Origin of the sequence: Schinkia azotoformans LMG 9581, assembly GCF_000307855.1 — a bacterium.
GTDB lineage: Bacteria > Bacillota > Bacilli > Bacillales > Bacillaceae_J > Schinkia > Schinkia azotoformans.
The window spans coordinates 1-19,403 of record NZ_AJLR01000162.1 but is presented as its reverse complement, the minus strand read 5'-3'; the positions used below and the strand labels follow the sequence as shown (position 1 = coordinate 19,403).

At 38.1% G+C, this 19,403-nt stretch carries 19 protein-coding genes and 1 pseudogene; 16 read left to right on the top strand and 4 right to left on the bottom strand.

Annotation, left to right across the window (positions count from 1 at the left end):
- Positions 1-121: 121 nt before the first annotated feature.
- Complete coding sequence (locus BAZO_RS20965; RefSeq protein WP_004432437.1) at positions 122-1,300, bottom strand: CapA family protein; 1,179 nt, start codon at positions 1,298-1,300, stop codon at positions 122-124.
- Between the two features lie 233 nt (positions 1,301-1,533).
- Here BAZO_RS20965 and BAZO_RS20960 point away from each other — a divergent pair, with 233 nt between their 5' ends.
- Both BAZO_RS20960 and BAZO_RS23490 read left to right on the top strand, forming a co-directional pair.
- The gene (locus tag BAZO_RS20960; RefSeq protein WP_004432435.1) at positions 1,534-1,824 is read left to right on the top strand and encodes a hypothetical protein; all 291 of its coding nucleotides are present in this window, start codon (positions 1,534-1,536) and stop codon (positions 1,822-1,824) included.
- 319 nt (positions 1,825-2,143) lie between these two features.
- On the top strand, positions 2,144-2,329 hold the full coding sequence (locus BAZO_RS23490) for an iron-sulfur cluster biosynthesis family protein (protein ID WP_157382194.1): 186 nt from the start codon (positions 2,144-2,146) through the stop codon (positions 2,327-2,329).
- A gap of 103 nt (positions 2,330-2,432) precedes the next feature.
- Here BAZO_RS23490 and BAZO_RS21990 read toward each other — a convergent pair.
- The 3 genes and pseudogenes from BAZO_RS21990 to BAZO_RS20950 all read right to left on the bottom strand — a co-directional run.
- A pseudogene (locus BAZO_RS21990) lies at positions 2,433-2,588 on the bottom strand (tyrosine-type recombinase/integrase); the annotation flags it as partial.
- 200 nt (positions 2,589-2,788) lie between these two features.
- Positions 2,789-4,072: a M48 family metallopeptidase gene (locus tag BAZO_RS20955; RefSeq protein WP_004432434.1), complete on the bottom strand. Its 1,284-nt coding sequence runs from the start codon at positions 4,070-4,072 to the stop codon at positions 2,789-2,791.
- A gap of 64 nt (positions 4,073-4,136) precedes the next feature.
- Positions 4,137-4,538, bottom strand: a complete 402-nt coding sequence (locus tag BAZO_RS20950; protein ID WP_004432432.1) for an RDD family protein — start codon at positions 4,536-4,538, stop codon at positions 4,137-4,139.
- Positions 4,539-5,548: 1,010 nt separating this feature from the next.
- Here BAZO_RS20950 and BAZO_RS20945 point away from each other — a divergent pair.
- The 14 genes from BAZO_RS20945 to BAZO_RS20885 all read left to right on the top strand — a co-directional run bounded on the left by BAZO_RS20945 (position 5,549) and on the right by BAZO_RS20885 (position 19,355).
- The gene (locus BAZO_RS20945) at positions 5,549-6,751 is read left to right on the top strand and encodes a dipeptidase (protein ID WP_004432430.1); all 1,203 of its coding nucleotides are present in this window, start codon (positions 5,549-5,551) and stop codon (positions 6,749-6,751) included.
- 26 nt (positions 6,752-6,777) lie between these two features.
- Positions 6,778-7,536, top strand: coding sequence for an SDR family NAD(P)-dependent oxidoreductase (locus BAZO_RS20940; protein ID WP_004432428.1), 759 nt, complete (start codon positions 6,778-6,780; stop codon positions 7,534-7,536).
- A gap of 22 nt (positions 7,537-7,558) precedes the next feature.
- On the top strand, positions 7,559-7,924 hold the full coding sequence (locus BAZO_RS20935) for a hypothetical protein (RefSeq protein ID WP_004432427.1): 366 nt from the start codon (positions 7,559-7,561) through the stop codon (positions 7,922-7,924).
- A gap of 13 nt (positions 7,925-7,937) precedes the next feature.
- Positions 7,938-8,993, top strand: coding sequence for a TRAP transporter substrate-binding protein (locus BAZO_RS20930; protein WP_004432426.1), 1,056 nt, complete (start codon positions 7,938-7,940; stop codon positions 8,991-8,993).
- Positions 8,994-9,096: 103 nt separating this feature from the next.
- Positions 9,097-9,663: a TRAP transporter small permease gene (locus tag BAZO_RS20925; protein ID WP_004432425.1), complete on the top strand. Its 567-nt coding sequence runs from the start codon at positions 9,097-9,099 to the stop codon at positions 9,661-9,663.
- Positions 9,650-10,939: a TRAP transporter large permease gene (locus tag BAZO_RS20920; RefSeq protein WP_004432424.1), complete on the top strand. Its 1,290-nt coding sequence runs from the start codon at positions 9,650-9,652 to the stop codon at positions 10,937-10,939. The genes BAZO_RS20925 and BAZO_RS20920 overlap by 14 nt, the downstream gene beginning before the upstream one ends.
- Positions 10,940-11,177: 238 nt before the next feature.
- A complete protein-coding gene (locus tag BAZO_RS20915) occupies positions 11,178-12,302 on the top strand; it encodes an acyl-CoA dehydrogenase family protein (RefSeq protein WP_004432423.1) in 1,125 nt (374 codons plus the stop codon).
- A gap of 323 nt (positions 12,303-12,625) precedes the next feature.
- Positions 12,626-14,545 carry a XylR N-terminal domain-containing protein gene (locus tag BAZO_RS20910; RefSeq protein ID WP_004432421.1) on the top strand — a complete coding sequence of 640 codons (1,920 nt, stop codon included), beginning with the start codon at positions 12,626-12,628 and terminating at the stop codon, positions 14,543-14,545.
- Between the two features lie 184 nt (positions 14,546-14,729).
- Positions 14,730-16,019 (top strand): Rieske 2Fe-2S domain-containing protein, encoded by a 1,290-nt coding sequence (locus BAZO_RS20905; protein WP_004432420.1) that lies wholly within the window; start codon positions 14,730-14,732, stop codon positions 16,017-16,019.
- An 80-nt stretch (positions 16,020-16,099) separates the two neighbouring features.
- Positions 16,100-16,267 (top strand): hypothetical protein, encoded by a 168-nt coding sequence (locus BAZO_RS22595; protein ID WP_162137839.1) that lies wholly within the window; start codon positions 16,100-16,102, stop codon positions 16,265-16,267.
- Entirely contained in the window at positions 16,260-17,669 is a 1,410-nt protein-coding gene (locus BAZO_RS20900) for an amidase (protein WP_004432419.1), read from the top strand. The genes BAZO_RS22595 and BAZO_RS20900 overlap by 8 nt, the downstream gene beginning before the upstream one ends.
- Positions 17,666-18,052, top strand: coding sequence for a VOC family protein (locus BAZO_RS20895; protein ID WP_004432418.1), 387 nt, complete (start codon positions 17,666-17,668; stop codon positions 18,050-18,052). Before BAZO_RS20900 ends, BAZO_RS20895 begins: the two co-directional genes overlap by 4 nt.
- 59 nt (positions 18,053-18,111) lie before the next feature.
- Complete coding sequence (locus BAZO_RS20890) at positions 18,112-19,026, top strand: catechol 2,3-dioxygenase (protein ID WP_004432417.1); 915 nt, start codon at positions 18,112-18,114, stop codon at positions 19,024-19,026.
- 20 nt (positions 19,027-19,046) lie between these two features.
- A complete protein-coding gene (locus BAZO_RS20885; protein WP_004432416.1) occupies positions 19,047-19,355 on the top strand; it encodes a 2Fe-2S iron-sulfur cluster-binding protein in 309 nt (102 codons plus the stop codon).
- Positions 19,356-19,403 lie beyond the last annotated feature (48 nt).

The window sequence follows — 19,403 nt, the reverse complement described above, 5'->3', positions numbered from 1 at the left end:
AGCAATTCTTAGTTGACTTATCGTAGGGAGGAGACCTGAAGTTTGCTAGGCGATAGGCGCTGGAGCTAGACAATAAGAAAGGGCCAAGGACAATGTTCTCTTGTCCAAATTGGCCCCATTTTTATTCTGCTATTTTCAATTCAGGCATCAACTGTGTCATATGATGAGTAATATCAGTATAAACACTTGAATCTTTATTATATACATTTTTTAACGGAACAACTGTATATTTTGACACTGCCGTTTTCCGTACAATCGTCGGCAAGAAGGATGGATTTTTAATTTCAATATCAACACTGCTGCCGTTAATTGTTTTCTCTACATCTAATTTAAGAATTCCGCCAACTTCCTTATAAATCCCTTTTTGACCGGATAAAAAGTTTCCTAATGAATAGATCACAAATGTTTTTTGACCATCATCCCGTTCAACCCATTCAGCGGGCTGCAATACATGGGGGTGGTGCCCTAAGATAATATTCGCACCGGCATTTGCCAACTCTCTTACAAGATGCTTCTGATTTTCGTTCGGTAGTCTTTGATATTCGTTACCAAAATGGACACTAACAACGACAGCATCCGAAACGGCTTTTGCCTTAGTGATATCATTTTTCATAGCTTCAATGTCTATTAGATTAACTAAAAAATTTTTTCCTTCCGGTACCGGAATCCCATTTGTTCCATAGGTATAAGCTAAAAAAGAAAATGTTATGCCATTAGCTTTCAATGTTCGAATCGTCTGTTGGTCCTCTTCATTTAGGTAGGAACCTGTATAAAGCATTCCAATTTTATTCCAATGCTGGATCGCATTATTTATTGCTTTTTCACCACGATCCAATGTATGATTATTAGCCATGGACACAATATCAATACCTGCATCCTTTAACGCATCCCCGACTTCTGTTGGACTATTAAAGGTAGGGTAGGTGGAAAGACCAATCTCTTTTCCGCCGATCATCGTTTCTTGGTTGGCAAAAGAAATGTCAGCACTATTAATGTACGGTTTCACATCGGCAAGCAATGGCTTGAAATTATAGCTTTCACCAGCTTTTACATCTTTGTAAACAATTCCATGAATTAAAATATCCCCAATCCCGACAAGGGTTGCTGTCGTCGGTGGTAAGGCCTTAGTATTTGATGTAATAATTTTTGTTGAATGACGATGAGCCGCTTTTTCTGGAGCAGCCATAACCCCGGAAACATGATGAGCTTTGGTCATATACATTTGTAATAACAGAAAAACTGACAAGAAAAACAAAGTCATCGACAAAATTGATATATACATCTTTCCTTTTATCTTCATTTATAAAAAACTCCTAGTTTTGTTCTATCTCTACTATAATACAAAAACAGACGATTTTTACTAAAAATAGATAAAAATATTATTTTTATTCGACATTAATTTTTTAAAAATAACAAATTTCGATCTAGTTGGGTTGTTCGGAAAATGGATGTCTATAAATTGACAAAATATAACCGTTGATTTTTTAGGACTTCATATTAAAATAAGGTTATAAAGATGAAGGAGAGAGTAAAATGAAATTCCCTAAAAATGTTATTTTAGAATCTGTTGTGGAAAGAAAAAATCACCCAACTTATGGTCTTGAATTTGTTCAAGAACTTGGAAATGACGATGCTGGATATGACGAAATGGTAGTAGTTATTTTTAAATACCAAGATAAATATTATAGTGTAGAAATCCAACATCTTCATGGTGATAATAACTACGACCATTGGGGAGATGAAGTGGACTGCCCTGAAGTCATTCGTAAAGAAGCAGTCACATATTATTGGGAAGAAGTAAAAAAAGAATTAGTCATGGCATAATACCATATTAGATTGCATTACTTTTCTATGAAATGTACAAGCTAACGTCTAAGGTTGTTCAATACTTCACTTAGTAGTTAGCTTTTTTATTTTAATCATATTGCAAGCAAAACTTTTGCAAAAAATAAATGTGATAGTTATAATATACGTATAAGGGTATTAATCAACGATATAAAGAGGTGAATGTATAGTGGTAACAGTAACAAAAGCAGCCATTACGAAAATTAAAGAAGAAATGGCTTATTATAATCAAGAAAAAGTTGAAGAATTGTTTCTACGTTTAGGAATGGGAGTTGGCTGAGGGGGACCACAGCTACGTCTGGCTCTGGAAGAGTCAGCTTTACCATCAGATGAACAGTTTGAACAAGACGGCATCAAATTTTTAGTAAATAACAATGACAAGCCATATTTTAACGGTCTATCGCTTGATTACCGTGATTCATGGATGGGCGGAGGCTTTACATTAGTGGATGCTGGCGGTAGTGAAGTCGGTGGGAAGTGTTAAGTTAGTTCCCTATCTATTCCACTTAAAAATATTTTTTAATATTGAATCTCCTATCTAAAAGGTAGGGGATTTTCTTAATTAATCATATTGGTCACAAAATTGGTCACAAATTACTCATAGCATTAGAAAAAATGTTCATCGAAGTTTGTTGCATTTCAGGCAAAACATGTGAATATATGTCTAATGTTATTTGGATACTTTTATGTCCTAATCGTTCTTGTATGACCTTTGGATTCACTCCTAGCTTTAATAGATTAGTCGCATGAGAATGTCATGGAACCTGATTTTGGGTAAATCAAGTTTTTTTCATGGTCCTCCTAAATAATACCCAATTGCTGTGGGGGACAGTGGTTTACCGTTCAAATCAGATGTTAAAATATAGGTTGTAATTGTTCAAAAAGGCATTCTCTGAGTTAATTGAAAAGAGCAACGTCTTGTGGGGCGCTGCTCAATATAACCTTATTTGTTAATATAGGTGTCCATAAGGCGAATATATTCGTTATTTCCAGTTTCCTTTGCATGATCAATTGCTGACATTTTATCTTCATCTTCTAATAATGGGTCTGCTCCTGCCTCAAGTAAAATCTTACCAATTTCGATATTTTCAGTCATAACAGCTGACATAAATGGGGTCCAGCCGTAATCATCCTGAAGATTTGGATCGGCTCCACTATTTAACAATACCTTGATTAGTTCTACATCCTCGTTTACAATTGCTATTAAAAGAGGACTTTCACCAAATTCATTCATCTCATTAGGATTTTCTCCTGCTGATAATAATTCATTTACCCGTTCCCAATCTCCCTCCTGTGTCGCCTCCATTAATGGTGTATAATCCGGTTCAAATGGCATCCAATCCATTAAATTAAATTTCTCGATAGCTTTAATCCCTGCAAAAGTAACACCGGCTACAAGGACCGGAAATAAAAAGAATACGATAAACATAATGGCAAAAGTTTGCTTCCCTCTATTTATTAGTGGCACGGTTGACTCTCCGAACATCAAATTTTCTATCTCATGAATCCGCTTAGGAATAGGTGGATGGGTACTTAGCAACTCCATTAATGTTACAAATACTCCCTTTTTATCATTGTATTGTTCCAAGAATTCACTTAGGTTTACTTTATTATATAAACGTTTTCCAGCTGCTAATATTAATAACCCGTTAATGGCATCATGGGGCTTTTCCGTGTAATAGGCTGCCATTCGATCACAAGTGTATTCAGCCATTCTTGAAAAACCCACTCCGATAAATGGGATCCACATTGCGGGAAAAATAAGAAGAGCTTTAATAATATGATTCCTTTTAATGTGGGCTAATTCATGAGCAATAACATAATCAATCTCATTCCCACTTGAATCATATGAAATATCAACAAAATCAGAATATAAGACAACCATGTTTTTGCCAAAAAATCCAAATACCTTTGTTGCAAAAGCATTAAGCATACCTCCGGACTCAACTACGTAAACTTCTGGAACCTTCTTTAATTCCATTTTTTCACAAAGTTCTAACACTCTTCTATACAAATCAGGAAATTGATTTTCTTTCAACCGAACACCATTAACTTGTATATGGGCCATTGAAATTGCGTGTGAAAATAAAGAAATAATACCTAAAACAATAAAAATAATGGCCCCAATAATCGAAAGTAGTAAATAAATAGTAAGTGCGATACTTGTTATTATACAAAGTCCATACATTAAATTTTCATTTTTATGGACAAGTAGCGGCTTTTCCATAGACACATACATCTCCTTTCAAAAATAACCTTTCCCAAAGTTGAGAAAGGTTATTATCTTGAATCTATTCAGCCCTTATAACAATTGTTTTAGCTATATAGTCGTGTAAAGCTCTTTTTGACCTTCCTGCTGCCATTAAAAAACCTATGAGCAGGATAAGGCCAGAAACTAGTTTTCCGATTATTTCTCTTAATGTCATTTGACCAATTGTAACCCGTTCACCCTCTAGATTAGCAACACGAATGCCGGTTATTTTTTTACCAATTGTTTGTCCATTAAATTTAACCTGAAGCCAAACAAAATACAAAAAGGTTAAAATAAGATTTATGATGGATGATAAAACATTCATTTCTGTGAGAGAGTAACCACTAATTAAAAATGACAAAACGAATTGAACAATACTCAAAATAATAGTGTCGATAATTAATGCAATAAACCGAATCCAAAATCCTGCTCTATGTTCCATCAGCAGCCCTCCTTAGATTTATATTATCCAGATAAAATCAGGCTATTCTGAAGTATGGTTTTGTAATTTTCCTAAAGACAGTTTTTATATGAATGAGAACACTCTTTTGAAGGGAAATGTAAGAAAAATATTATTAAAATATCAGGGGAATTTATTCTAGGAATTTTTGAATTTGTTTTCGGCGTTTTACCCATAGTTTTTTCTTATTGATAAAACTTAAATGTAGGGGTGATATATATAAGATAGAAAACTAAGTGATCTAAGGAAAGAAGGCATAATATCCATGTTGGTATTGGTTGGAGCTTTTATCTTACTAATAGGTTTGGTGTCTGCTATAGCCATATTGATTTCTACATATTGAGAACTTAAAAAAGAAGATAAAACATCGAATAAGGTGTTATTTGTAATTGTAGGTATGCAATCCAAAATACGTGATTGCGGAAGTAAATAGTCAAATCAAGTCGGTCTAGGCAGTCTTGCGGATAGTATTATTAGCGCCTTGCAAATAAGGTTTAAATAACTTATTATTCGATAGAAATTGGACCTAGGCAGAGGAAATAGAAAAAAATAAGAGAACTCACTAATTTTTACAGTTAAGTATTTATTTGGCGATACTTTTATAAATTAATGATTCAACATAGGATGCCAATGTAAGGGTTAGATAATGTCTTTTATTATCTAACCCTTTTTGCCATTCCCTCATCCTAAACAATATACTAATGGTATTAATTCAACCAGAAAAATTAGACAGAATGTGCAGTGGTAAGAATATTCAGAATATTATACCATATGAAATATCGGCAGTATTCGAAGAGGATCCTATTTCGTGTGAACGGCTGTCGTCATGATAGGAATACTTATCTAGTGAAAAGGAGGGCTTCACGGCCAAGAGAAATTTTAAGATTCATTGGTTACATTTTCGATAGGGGATACCATTTCGAACTTCGTTTCATGGAAACGATTTCATTGAGTTGGTAGGAAATTATTTTTCACAAAGTGTGGGGATGATTATGACAGTAAAACAATATGATGGCTATCGCTCCTTTCAATATCTAACACCAGGCAAACACTATAGATCGTATCCTCTCCCTCAATCGGACAGGTATAGGAATACCTATGAAATCAAGCTTTCTGAAACAGAGGAACGAATTTTTGATACAATTCAAAAATATTACCCGATTGTTTCTTTAAGGGACCATGGATTTATTGTACCAAAAAATCCGGATGATATTATCCCTTATTGCCGTCAGCTTCATACAGAGTTTGATTATGAGGGCTTAGCTCGTTCCGGCATTGATGTCATTTTCGAAAATTTTATGGATGGAATTTCCATTATTTCGTCGCTAAATGGGTTAAAGTGGAACGATGTAATCATGACTTTAGGTATACGTTTTTGTGACATTGCCAAGCAAGACACTGTCTATCTAGCAAAAACATTCAAGGATATACAGGAAGCGAAGATAACGAATCGGGTAGCAATTTTACCCTCATTAGAAGCTGCTAGTATTCTAGAAAATGAAGTTGATCGGGTGGATGTTCTTTATGGTTTAGGAGTTCGCTGTATGGGGATTACCTATAATGCTGCCAATACGTTAGGATCTGGGTTAACAGAAAAGTTCGACGGTGGATTAACTAAGTTTGGTAGAAAAGTAGTCGAACGAATGAATGTACTGGGAATGGTCATCGATATTTCACATTGTGGGGATCAAACAAGCCTAGACATCATTGAGGCAAGTAAAACACCAGTTATGATTACACATGCCGGTGCAAGAAAGGTGTGGGATTCTCCAAGGATGAAGCCTGATGAAGTCCTGCTCGCATGTGCGGAAAGAGGCGGTATAATCGGAGTTTGTGCTGCACCGAATACAACTCTATCATCTAAAAATCCAAATGATCATACCATAGAATCTGTCATGGAGCATCTTGAATATCTCATAGATTTGGTTGGCATTGACCATGTAGGATTAGGGCCGGATACCTTCTTCGGGGATCATGTAGCCTTACAGCATGCATTTGATGATATGTTATCGCTTCATGAGTCGCATGGAAATCAAGACTACGAAACTCCTTCCTTTGTTGAAGGCCTGGAGAACCCGACAGAGGCGATGAGTAATATGATTAAATGGATGATCAAGAAAAACTATAAGATTCAAGAGATTGAAAAGATTGTTGGCGGAAATGCGCTCAGAATTCTTCAGTATATCTTGTCATAAATAGTAGTGAAAGGCGGGGCAGATTTATGGATCATTTGGAAGGCTATGAAAGAGTAGCAGTTGTGACTGGAGCTGCTCAAGGCTTAGGTTTAGCGATTGCAAAAAGCCTATTAGAAAAAGGGAAAAAAGTCGTTTTTATAGATGTCAATCAAGAATTATTGCAAGAACTAGAACAGTCTTTCCAATCTAATTATAAAGAGCGGGCTATGTTTTTGCAGATGGATGTTTCGAATATCTGTCAAATACGTGAATCCATTAACACTATTATTACACAATGGAAGCGGATTGATATTTTAGTCAACAATGCCGGAATACGTGAAGAAACATCAATAGAGGATATCGAAGAACATGAATGGGACCGCATTATTGATGTGAATTTAAAGAGCACATTTTTCTTTTCACAATCCGTAATTGATGTGATGAAAAAGCAAAAATGGGGTCGCATTATTAATATGTCTTCCTTTGGAGGACAAGTTGGTCCCCTTACATCCGGTGCCCATTACTGTGCATCAAAGGCAGGGCAGCTTGCCTTGACAAAGGTGTTTGCCCGTAGTTTATCGAAGGATGGAATTACTGTGAACGCCGTTGCACCTGCGGCGATCCGTACACCGGAGATGGATCGAATTGAGCCTGGAAAACTAGCAAAAATGGTTGAAGGGATTCCTATTGGTCGAGTGGGGGAAGATCTGGAAGTAGCCGAGCTTGTCCTATACTTAGCTTCTGAGTCAGCAGGGTATATCACTGGATCAACATTTGATATTAATGGCGGATTATTAATGAGATAAAAACAAAAAGGAGGAAAAAGACATGGCAGGAATTAAACACGGAGCACCACAAGTCCCATCACCACTAAGGGTGATGATTTATTTCGAATCAACGGGGTGGTTTAATACGACCGGTGAGGAGAAAACAAATGAGATTTTACCCACATTAAACGAGGTAATCGCTTCATGGAAAGAAAATGGTTCTGAGTTACTAGGAACATTTGACCGTGATATTTTAACAGCCGGTCCAGCGGGAAATACAGGATGGCATGCTTGTTTCCTTTATAATATTCCTGATTTACAAACCGTTGCGGATATGACACATTCATTTCGTGAAACGGGATTAGATAAGTATTTCCGCTTGGAAGCAGTCATAGGCAGACCGTTTTTCTTACTTGAAAAAAATTAAAGGAGAGTCGTATATGAGAAAAGGGATATTATTCAGTTTAATTGCTTTAATGATGTTGTTTATGGCAGCCTGCAGCAGCACTTCATCTGGGAACCAATCAAGTGGAAACGAATCGAGCGGAGAAAAATCAGCTGATGTAATTGAACTAAACTATGCTTTCTTTGCTCCTGCCGGGACTTTTCCTGCTGTTCAGATGGAAAAGTGGGCAGAAGAGCTTGAAAAAAGAACGAATAATAAAGTAAAAGTGAATACATTCCCAGGAGGTACATTATTAACAGCTGAAAATATGTACGATGGGGTAGCAAATGGACTTGCCGATATTGGTTTATCATCTACTACATATGAACCAGGCAGATTTCCATTATTGGCGGTTTCTGATATGCCGTCAGGATATCCAAATGCAAAAGTAGCAAGTAAAGTCATTGCTGATTTAGTAAATGAATATACGCCAGAGGCCTTTAAAGATTTTAAAATTATTACAACATTTGCCTCTGAGCCAGCTTATATCCAATCACAACAACCGATTGAAAGCTTAGAAGATTTAAAAGGAAAACAATTACGCATCTCAGGTGCCACAACGGATTTATTTAAAGAACTAGGCGCTGCACCGGTAGGTATGTCTCAAAGTGAAGTAGCAGAAGCCTTGCAAACAGGAATTGTTAATGGCTATGTATCTTCTCGCGAAGTGTTAAAAGATATGAAATATGCTGAAATGGTGAAATATATAACAGACTATCCACTAACAGTAAATACATTCGTCGCGGTTATGAATAAAAGTAAATGGGATTCACTTCCAGAGGATGTGAAGACAGTTATTGATGAATTGAACACGGAAATGACTGATTTTACTGGCGATTATTTAGATAACTATGTAGGCGAAGTATTAAAATGGAGTGAAGATGAACATAGTATCAAAACAGTTCCACTAAAAGACAATGAAAATTGGACTGAAATTGGTAATAAATTACAACTAAATGCAGTGAAAAAAGCTGAAGAGGCTGGATTGCCTGGACAAGAATACCAAAATCGCTTGAAGGAACTTGTTGAAAAATATAGTCAAGAACAATAGAAACAAAAAAAATGATTACTCCCTATGACGTTTTCATTGGGGGGTAATCATTTTATACGCTATGAACAGTATCATAAATGGATATTTCGAGGTGGGATATACGATGAATGAAGTGACAGAGTTAACAACAGGTAAAGAGTCAATAAGTCTAAATATAGAAAAAAATGCAGCGGGAATAAACATGTTTGAAAAATTTACCATCAAGGTTAGTAAGTTTTTTGCTTGGATTTCTGGAAGCGCTGTTATAGTGATGATGCTACTTATTGTAATCAATGGGATTAAACGGATTTTTTCAACTCCAATATTAGGAACAACTGAAATCGTCGGTTGGCTGGCTGCCATTTCGGTTTCTTTTGCACTAGGGTTTACGCAAATTCATCGTGGTCACGTAGACATTGATTTACTTGTGTCGAAATTCCCAAAAGGTTTGCAAAAGGTGCTAAGAATCATTGTTGCTTTTCTTTCTCTTGGATTCTTTGGTATTGTGGGCTGGCAGCTATTCCAATATGCCTTTTCATTATCAGCCAATCGTAACGTTTCACAAACCCTAGGGGTTATCTATTATCCGTTCGTCATTCTATCTGCTCTTGGATTTTTTGTATTCGTGCTAGTTCTTCTGAAAGACCTTATTTCTGAAATCAAAGGGGGAGAATCCAATGGATCCAACTAGTATCGGATTAATTGGTATCATTGCTTTATTAGTCGCTATTTTTCTACGTATGCCCGTCAGTTTCGCAATGTTTATAACCGGATTTGTCGGATTATTCCTGTTTATGGGGAAAGCAGCGGCTTTCAATGTTCTAAGCGCTGATATCTGGGGCCAATTTGCGAGTTACACTTTGGCAATCATTCCATTATATGTATTTATGGGGGAAATCATTTTTCGTTCTGGTATCACACAAAATTTATTTGATGCTGCTTATAAATGGCTTGGGCAGTTTAAAGGCGGTATGGCAAGTACGACTATTTTAGCAAGTGCGGGATTCTCCTCCATTTGCGGCTCCAATACGGCGACTGCAGCAACAATGGGAACCATCGCCCTGCCGGAATTAAAAAAATATAAGTATGATCAGGCAATCAGTGCTGGCGCTGTAGCAACAGGCGGAACACTAGGGATCTTAATCCCGCCAAGTACAGTGTTAATTGTTATAGCTATTCAAACACAGCAATCTGTGAAAGATCTATTTGCAGCTGTTCTTTTGCCAGGAATTTTGCTTACAATCTTAATGATATTAACTATTATTTTTCTTTGTCAGAAAAACCCTAATTTGGGGCCAGCAGGGCCCAAATTCCCTTTAAGTGAAAAATTAAAGTCCCTAACAGGAGTTATTCCCGTATTTGTATTATTTGCTTTTGTTATCGGTGGATTGTTTTATGGGTTATTTACACCAACTGAATCAGGGGCATTCGGGGCATTTGGTGCTCTGATCATAACCATTGCTATGAGGAAGTTCACATGGAAACGCCTTGTAGATGCTTTAGATAGTACCATTCGTTCAACCGCTATGGTGTTATTTTTAGTAGTTGGTGCGGTTGTTTTTGGGCGTTTTATTACGGCAACAAGACTTCCGTTTGCAGTCGCGGAGTTCGTTAGCAATTTGGCGGTGCCATCTGTCATTATTCTTATTGCTATCTTATTTGTTTATGTTATTGGCGGTGCGATTATGGATGCATTAGGCTTCTTAATCCTGTCTATTCCGATCTTCTTCCCTGCTGTCATCATGCTCGGATATGATCCAGTCTGGTTTTCTATTATTCTATGTATTGTGACGAGCCTTGGTGCGATTACACCTCCAGTTGGAGTCAATGCCTTTATTGTTCAAGGGATATCAAGGGAAATACCCATGACAACGGTCTTTAAAGGAACTGGTTACTTTATCGTCACTTATAGTATTTTAATTGCAATACTCATCTTATTCCCACAAATCGTTACATTTTTAATCTAAAGTTTTAGTAGAAAAGGATAATCTATCAAAGTGTCTGGGATCCGCCAAAAATCTATGGAGTAAACATCTACTCGATTACTAGATTTCGTTCGGCGGGACTAGACTATTTTTTTGTTTTGAGATAATCGTACGAACCATACTGAATTTTCCATCATGTTTAAACCTAATGAGTTATAGTTGGAATTTTTAGAATAATTTAATATATTCGTAGAGATGAAAATATAGGGAGGAAAGATACATGACTATTAAGATGCAAAGTAAGACCATGCTCAACAATGTGTTGACTGAAATCCGTGCTCGCCGGGACGAATTTGAAGCAAAGCGCCATGTGCCTAGGGACATGATTACGAAGTTAAAACAATTAGGCGTCTATCGCGCTCATACACCACGCTGCTTCGGTGGGGATGGCTCCTCACCTTCGGAATTCCTTAAGCTAATTGAGGCAATCTCCGAGGCTGACGGCTCGACCGGATGGGTGGCAAGCTTTGGCTCTGCTTCGAACTATCTAGCAGCCCTTCCACGTGAAACACTTGCACGCGTTTATGCAAATGGACCAGACGTAGCCTTTGCGGGAGGACTATTTCCAGTCCAACCTGCAGAAAAGGTTGAAGGCGGGTGGAAAGTGAACGGTCGTTGGAAATTTGCTAGTGGTTGCATGGGTGCTGACATACTTGGTGTCGGTATTGGTTTCGGGGATGGAGGTAAGCCGCTCACAGCTGTACTTATGCCTGATGATTTGGAAATCGTTGAGAACTGGGAAGTCATCGGGATGCAGGGAACAGGTAGCCATGATTTACTTGTGAAAGACACCTTTGTTGCCGACGAATGGACTTTCGTCCGCGGTGGGAAGCCTTCCATTGAGGAGCCGATTTATCGGTACCCATCTATCGCTTATGCAGCACAAGTACTAGCGGTAGTCAATCTTGGCATAGCTCGTGCTTCGCTTGATGAAATTACTCAGATGGCAGGGGGTTCTACTATCACTGGTGCACCTAAGATGGCTGATCGTGCTTACATGCGAATCGGTTTGGCAAAGGCAGAAGCAAAACTCAGGTCGGCGCGCGCTTTCTTCTACGAGGCCACCGATTCCGCTTGGGAATCAATCCAAAAGGGGGACATTGTCTCCGCTGAGCAAACAAGTATGTTGCGCCTAGCAGCCGCACATGTTGCTCGTGAAGGTGCAAGCGTTGTGCAGTCAGCTTACATGCTCGCTGGTACCTTAGCAATCTACGACGGGCACCCACTGGAGCGCAACCTCCGGGATGCGATGGTCGTAACTCAGCACGCTTTCATAAACGAAAGTATGTACGATGGAGCGGGCTCAGTTTTCCTTGGCTTACCACCGTTTCGTGGCTACATCTGAGCCTATTAATCGTCACTGAACGAACTGAAATTGCCGTTAAAACACATTGTTCCATAGGTTTTATCCTATGGAACAACGTGTAAGTCAATTATCTTTTCTGGATACCCCCTGATAAAAACTCCCTATAAACTAGACTCCGAAATAAAACAAGGGTTTTAAATTAATTGTAATTTTACAAATATTATAAAAATTGTAGCAGTTATTCTGATCATAAAGTATAATTTAATTGCAATAACGTGTCTTCTTGGCTACTTTTTAAACATTTTTAATTACTATATTGAATTAATATGGTGTCAATCAAAACCTAAAGGAGGTAAAGTAATTTGACATCTACTGTAAAAAATGCATTAACGAATATTTTTTCCTTTTTCAATAATGGAGGAGATCATTATTTTCAAAAAAAGAGGATGGTTATTTCAAGCACGGATGCATGGGGAGTCCTACGGAAGGATCTCATCGATACACTGGGTATTCAGCGCGCAAAAAGGTTCCTCATCCGCTACGGGTGGAATTGTGGAAAAAATGAAGCAAGGATGCTAAAGGATATGGTGGATTGGGAAAGTGACTTGGATTGGCTTTTGGCAGGTTCGCAAATGCACCAAATTGGCGGACGTGTCTTTTCTTATCCAGAGCATTTTAAGGTTGATATGGAGAAAGGAATTTTTGATGTTTCTGGGTACTGGATTGATTCGTATGAAGCCAAACAGCATTTACATCATTATTCCTTATATCACGAACCTATCTGTTATTTTCTTATCGGCTATGGAGGGGGTTATACAAGTGAATGTCTTGGAAAAAAGATCATTTTTAAGGAAACACAATGTGTAGGAAAAGGTGATAAACAATGTTGTTATGTCGCAAAAACCCTTGAAGAATGGGGAGCCGAAATTGATGATGAATTAATTAACTATGAGGAACAAGACATTGCGGATGAACTGGATATTGTATACCGCCGTGTCGAGAGACAAAGTGAAATTCTACATGTTGGTGCGTCTGTAACTAAGAATCTGACATCTGCCCTACTTCAAGGTAAAGGGATGGACGATTTCGCGAAAATTCTAGCAAATGACTTGAATCTTCCGGTTTTGATCCAAAACCAATATTTCGATTACATAGCCCATTACGTGGATGAAAGCAGGCCGGATGTACAGCAGTATAATCGGGGGGAAATCAAAGATTTTATTGAAAAACAATTTTCGAAACATGTCTTGACTCAAACCGAGCCATTAGAAATAAAGCCTAATCAAAATTTACTTATCTCTCCTATTATTATTCAAAATGATGTGTACGGCTATATTTCTATCTATCGGGAAGGAGCCCTATTCGGGGAGGCTGAGACAGACTTCCTAGAAAGGGCTGCAAGTGTTTGTGCTGTTAAAATGTTAAATGAACGGACTGCGATTCAAACCGAAGTGAAAATGAAGGGCGATTTACTAGAGGAACTCTTTAAAGGTAAAACAGATCCGGCCAGCATCATCAAGCGATTCTGCTATTTTGGATACAATATTAATCAACAACAATATGTATTAACAGTTGAATTCTCCAATCAGAATCCATTCTCAAGCTTTGAGAGCAACGCTAAAGACCTCAAAAGTGCGCCAAAACAATTAATGAACTTTTTTACAAGAGAAGAAACACATTATCATACTACATTTGTTAGACTTGAAAAGTTTAATAAAGCAACAATCCTTATTCCAAAAGAATACCTTCAGAAGAAAAAAACGAGTATAAAGCAATTTGCTCAGCATTGTTATGACCTGGTTCAATCTAGTCATGGTTCGGGTCCAATCTATATAGGGGTAAGTAAACTATGTACAGATGTAGGACAGTATAGTAAACGATATAAAGAAGCTAATAAAGCCATTGAAATAGCGAAGGCGAAAAATCGATTAATTAATGAATCTAGTAGCGGTGTCGTACATGCGGAAGAGTTAGGACATATCATGATATTGCTGGATGCACGGAAACCAGAGGAGTTATTGGATTACGCTCATGAGTTTCTTTCAGATCTAAAAGCATATGACGAAAAGAGCTCTACAGAACTCCTCAGAACTCTTTTCTATTATATTGAAAATCAATGCAATCTTCATAAAACAGCAAGAGAAATGAATGTTTCTATTAGTGGAATGAGATACCGGATCCAGCGTATCGAAGAATTAATGAATGTTGATTTATCGAAGGCAACGTCAACATTTGAAATTCAAATCGCCCTACAAACGTATATGGTCTTTAATCTATTGTAACCAATGATATTCATGATTTTTTGGGGAAAATCAGACTTTATTTCATTTACTGTATGGTTAGGTTGTAAATAAATCAAATTTTCCAACCTAATCATAGATAGTATGTGATAGAACAATTTAATAGAATATATACATAAATATTAATATTCAGAATAAATAAATTAATTTCCGAGGAGGAATTTAAATGCTATCAAAAGAAGATAATCATTTATTAACACGTACAGGCCCAGGAACTCCAATGGGGGACTTGTTTCGCTTATATTGGATACCGGCACTAAAATCAGATGAATTAAAAAGTGATGGAAAACCACAGAAAATCAAGTTGCTAAGTGAAGATCTAATCGCTTTCCGTGATACGGAAGGGAAAGTCGGCTTGATGGAGGAAGCTTGTCCACACCGTGGAACATCTATGTATTATGGTATTAATGAAGGTTGTGGCCTACGCTGTATGTATCATGGCTGGAAGTTCAATACAAATGGTGACTGTACGGAAATTCCGTCAGAAGAAGGGGATCCGAAGTTCAGACAGAAAATTAAGATCAAAAGTTATCCGGTGAAAGAGGTTAAGGGAATGATCTGGACATACATGGGACCAGAGGAGAAAATGCCGGAATTTCCTGAGTTTTATTGGATGGGATTGCCTGATGACTACGTGATGTCAGAGCGGGTTTGGCAGGAGTGTAACTATGCTCAGGTAATGGAAAATGACCTAGATTATGTACATGCTGCGTTTCTTCACAAAGCAAATGGAAAACAGGAAGTAGGGGAAGGAATTTTAAGTTCAGATTTAGGAATTTCCCCGGATCATCCTCTTGTTAGAAACCCACCGGTTAAACAGGATGTAGAGGATACCAATTATGGAAAGCGCTGTATTGGAGTTGGCATCGGTAGTGAGACAGAACATGCCTTCTTTGAAATTCACTACATCTTTCCGTTTTACACATTCCCGCCTCGCCTTGATGGTGATGATGGGATGTGGCATGCTTTCATTCCAAGGGATGACTACAGTACATGGACTTGGGATGTCCAATTTTCTCACAACCGTCCAATTGATGTACAGGCCAATCATGAACGTCGCGGTATAAAGGTGGATGAGCATTTTAGAAAACAAATCAATTTTGAAAGTGATTATGGTCAAGACCGTGAGTTGCAAAAAACAGAAAAAGGAAACTTCACGGGAATTCGTGGAATTGCTATTCAGGATCATGCGGCAACAGAAACGATGGGACCGATTGTAGATCGCTCCAAGGAACATTTAGGCACAAGTGATTTGCCAATTATTCATATGCGTCGCTTATTACTTCAGCAGGTAAAGGCGATACAGGAAGGAAAAGAAGAAAACTTCAAACTAGATTCCAACTCGCTTAAAACACTGTACAGCGCTGGAATTTATGACAGCAACAAAAAGTCCTGGCAGGAAGCCTTTCCGATGAAGCCCCAGTTTAAAAAGGATGGGCAAGAAGTGAATTCTTAACGAGATAAAAGAAAGGTATCAGGCACCACACCGTCATATCTAGTATTACCACAACATAAATTGGTACTAGAGAAGATAAAATGTGGCTGCCTATTGCCTTTTATAGATTTATAGAGAAAGCAGGGGAATACATGACATTAGAAGAATATTTATCCACCATTTTAGGCGATGATGAAATAAAATTAGCAACACTAGAGCCAGCTTTTACTTTTAATCTAGAATGTTATGAGGAAACAAGTCATGAATGAACTTCTTTTTGAAACAATTGAAAATGCGGGGAATGCAATAAAAAATAAACAAATTTCTCCAATTGAACTAACGCAGATGACCTTAACCCAGATTCGTGAGCATGAACCAACCGTCAATGCTTTTATTACTGTAATGGAAGAAGTGGCACTGGCCCATGCGAGGCAATTGGAAGCAGAGCTGATGCATAATCAGGTAAGGGGACCGTTACACGGAATTCCGATTGCAGTCAAGGACATTTTACAAACAGCAGGTGTCAAAACGACTGGTGGATCGAAAATTTTTGAGGGCTGGGTCCCAGATGAAGATGCGGTAGCTGTTCAAAAACTAAGAGAAGCCGGAGCGATTATTATCGGTAAGGCCAACCTGCATGAGTTTGCCATGGGGGCAACGACGGAAAATCCCCATTATGGCAGTACCAAAAACCCATGGAATGAAAAAAGAATACCAGGAGGATCAAGTGGCGGCTCTGCAGTAGCTACTGCAACTGGAATGGCCTTTGGTGCAGTCGGTACAGATACGGCAGGATCCATAAGATTGCCAGCTGCAATGTGCGGTACAGTCGGGTTCAAGCCAACCTATGGAGTTGTCAGTAGACGGGGTTGTCTTCCGTTTAGCTGGTCATTGGATCATGTAGGTCCGATGACAAGAACGGTACGGGATGCAGCCATCATGCTGGAGGTGATGAAAGGATATGATCAAAAGGATCAGGCATCTGTAAAAAGAAATGTTCCAGTCTTATATGATTCGTTACCTGACTTAAAGGGAATAAAGCTGGGCTTCTATGAGCCTTATATGTTCGCGGGAATTGATGCTGATGTGAGACGGGTTATTGACGAAGCTTTCCGTCAACTTGAAGTGCTTGGAGCAGAAATTGTTCCTATTGATTTACCAGGGATTAACGAAGCACTCAACGCTTTAAAAGCAATCGCTCAATCTGAGGTTCTATCCGTTCACGAACCGTTATTGAAAAAATTTGGACATCTCTATGGAGATGACTTGAAGTATCGCTTTGAATTTGGCAGCGATATGTCCGCAACCGACTACATTCGGTCTCAACGTAGAAGAGACCAATTTGTCAGGGAAACAATCAAACAAATGAATGGGATTGACGCTTTAGTAGGCCCAACAAATGTCCAACTGCCTTTTGAAATTGGTACGATGGTTCCAGAAATGGCCATCAGTAATATGTTTACACTGGGCAAAACACCATTGGCAAATATCCTAGGCTTTCCTTCATTATCGGTTGCCTGTGGTTTTACTTTAGAAAATCTTCCAGTCGGATTGCAGCTCATTGGAAAACCCTTCACTGATCAAAGAGTCCTTCAAATCGGTGACTGCTACGAAAAATCAATGCCATGGGTCAAAGCATTAAGGAAGCACGTGGAGGGGCGAACAATATGATACAGAAAATGGAGCATGTAGCCATTATGGTTCGCGATATGGACCAATCGATTCGGTTTTATTCGGACATCCTTGGCTTTAAAGTTCGTCTGCATGGCAGTAAACCCGATCGGGTAATGGCATTTTTATATCTAGAATCACAGCCAGATATGGAGATTGAGCTTATCCAAGAAAAAACGGAAGCTACCGAGTACAGTGAAACAGGAATTGTGAACCATCTTGCTTTTACAGTTGAAAACATTGATGAAACTATTTACTTTTTAAGAGAAAAAGGGATTGTCTTTTCTTCTGATGAAGTGAAGTCTACATTGGAAGGCGGTCGCATGATTTTTTTTCATGGACCTAACCAGGAGTTACTACAATTAGTAGAAAAAGTGAAATAAGGCGATCTGTATTTTTATAGTAAAAGCCAGTATTTAAGATTTATATTAGGGGGATAAAAATGGCAAGAGTTATGCGTTTAGGTCGTGTGGAATTAAATGTATTAGACCTGGAAAAATCAGTAGAATACTATACAAAGGTTATTGGACTAGAAGAAACTGGACGTATGGAAAACAGTGTTTACTTTAAAGCATGGGATGAATATGACCATCATAGTTTGATTTTAACTAAATCTAACAAGGCAGGTTTAGCCCATATGGCGTTTAAAGTAGAGACTCTTGATGATCTTGCCTATTATGAAAGAAAAATAGAACAATTTGGCTGTACGACTACTCGTATTTCCAGTCATACAAGATTAGCAGAAGGGGAAGCCGTTCATTTTATTTTACCAACTGGTCATCATTGTGAACTTTATCATGAAATCGGTTTTCTAGGAACGTCCGTTGGATCACTAAACCCTCATCCTTGGGTCTTAGATTCAAAAGGAATTGCACCACATCGTATTGATCATTGTTTACTTACGGGTGACGATCTTAAAACTGTTACGAGATTTTTTATAGAGGCTCTTAATTTTAGACAAAGTGAAAAAATTACGACAGTAGATGGGGAGGAGTTATTAGGCAGTTTCTTGTTTACTACCAATAAAGCGCATGATTTAGCGTTTGTTAAAGGACCTGATGCAAAGTTACATCATGCTGCCTTCGCAGTTGATTCTCTTCATGATGTATTTAAAGCGGCAGATCTTTTATCAATGTATGAAGTACCATTTGATGTAACACCAACCCGCCATGGAATAACACGAGGACAAACGATTTACTTCTTTGATCCGTCAGGGAACCGTAATGAAGCGTTTGCTGGAGGTTATATGTCCTATCCGGATATGCCGACCATTACATGGACGGAAGATAAAATTGGGCAAGGTATTTTCTATCATAGACGAGAACTTTCTGAATCTTTCATGAAGGCATTAACTTAATAGTATTTGGAGGAGGAATCATGTATAAAGTATCATTAAAGGCAAGAAGCCAAGAATTTGAATATAATTGCAGTCCGAACCAAACACCTCTAAAAGCAGCCAGAGACAACTTTATTCCTTTTCCAACAGGATGTCAACGGGGAGGCTGCGGAATGTGCAAAGTAAAAGTATTGGATGGAGAATATGAGCACGAATTAGTACGCTCACATGAGTACCTTCCTGACGAAGAACTCAACAATCGCTTTGCCCTAGCCTGCTGCATGACACCTAAAAGCAATTTGGAAATCATAACAATAGAAGATTATGAGAAGCAGAATAATCGTATCTAGAGTATTTTGAAAATCTTTATATATAATTAACTCAACTTTCGCACCAAT

Bases quoted from the DNA above. Each gene is read 5' to 3' on its own strand.
- BAZO_RS20905 (WP_004432420.1), top strand. From the start codon at position 14,730: ATGCTATCAAAAGAAGATAATCATTTATTAACACGTACAGGCCCAGGA.
- BAZO_RS20915 (WP_004432423.1), top strand. From the start codon at position 11,178: ATGACTATTAAGATGCAAAGTAAGACCATGCTCAACAATGTGTTGACT.
- BAZO_RS20895 (WP_004432418.1), top strand. From the start codon at position 17,666: ATGATACAGAAAATGGAGCATGTAGCCATTATGGTTCGCGATATGGAC.
- BAZO_RS20945 (WP_004432430.1), top strand. From the start codon at position 5,549: ATGACAGTAAAACAATATGATGGCTATCGCTCCTTTCAATATCTAACA.
- BAZO_RS20890 (WP_004432417.1), top strand. From the start codon at position 18,112: ATGGCAAGAGTTATGCGTTTAGGTCGTGTGGAATTAAATGTATTAGAC.
- BAZO_RS20900 (WP_004432419.1), top strand. From the start codon at position 16,260: ATGAATGAACTTCTTTTTGAAACAATTGAAAATGCGGGGAATGCAATA.
- BAZO_RS20965 (WP_004432437.1), bottom strand. From the start codon at position 1,300: ATGAAGATAAAAGGAAAGATGTATATATCAATTTTGTCGATGACTTTG.
- BAZO_RS20940 (WP_004432428.1), top strand. From the start codon at position 6,778: ATGGATCATTTGGAAGGCTATGAAAGAGTAGCAGTTGTGACTGGAGCT.
- BAZO_RS20885 (WP_004432416.1), top strand. From the start codon at position 19,047: ATGTATAAAGTATCATTAAAGGCAAGAAGCCAAGAATTTGAATATAAT.
- BAZO_RS20920 (WP_004432424.1), top strand. From the start codon at position 9,650: ATGGATCCAACTAGTATCGGATTAATTGGTATCATTGCTTTATTAGTC.
- BAZO_RS20925 (WP_004432425.1), top strand. From the start codon at position 9,097: ATGAATGAAGTGACAGAGTTAACAACAGGTAAAGAGTCAATAAGTCTA.
- BAZO_RS20930 (WP_004432426.1), top strand. From the start codon at position 7,938: ATGAGAAAAGGGATATTATTCAGTTTAATTGCTTTAATGATGTTGTTT.
- BAZO_RS20960 (WP_004432435.1), top strand. From the start codon at position 1,534: ATGAAATTCCCTAAAAATGTTATTTTAGAATCTGTTGTGGAAAGAAAA.
- BAZO_RS20950 (WP_004432432.1), bottom strand. From the start codon at position 4,538: ATGGAACATAGAGCAGGATTTTGGATTCGGTTTATTGCATTAATTATC.
- BAZO_RS20935 (WP_004432427.1), top strand. From the start codon at position 7,559: ATGGCAGGAATTAAACACGGAGCACCACAAGTCCCATCACCACTAAGG.
- BAZO_RS22595 (WP_162137839.1), top strand. From the start codon at position 16,100: ATGTGGCTGCCTATTGCCTTTTATAGATTTATAGAGAAAGCAGGGGAA.
- BAZO_RS20955 (WP_004432434.1), bottom strand. From the start codon at position 4,072: ATGGAAAAGCCGCTACTTGTCCATAAAAATGAAAATTTAATGTATGGA.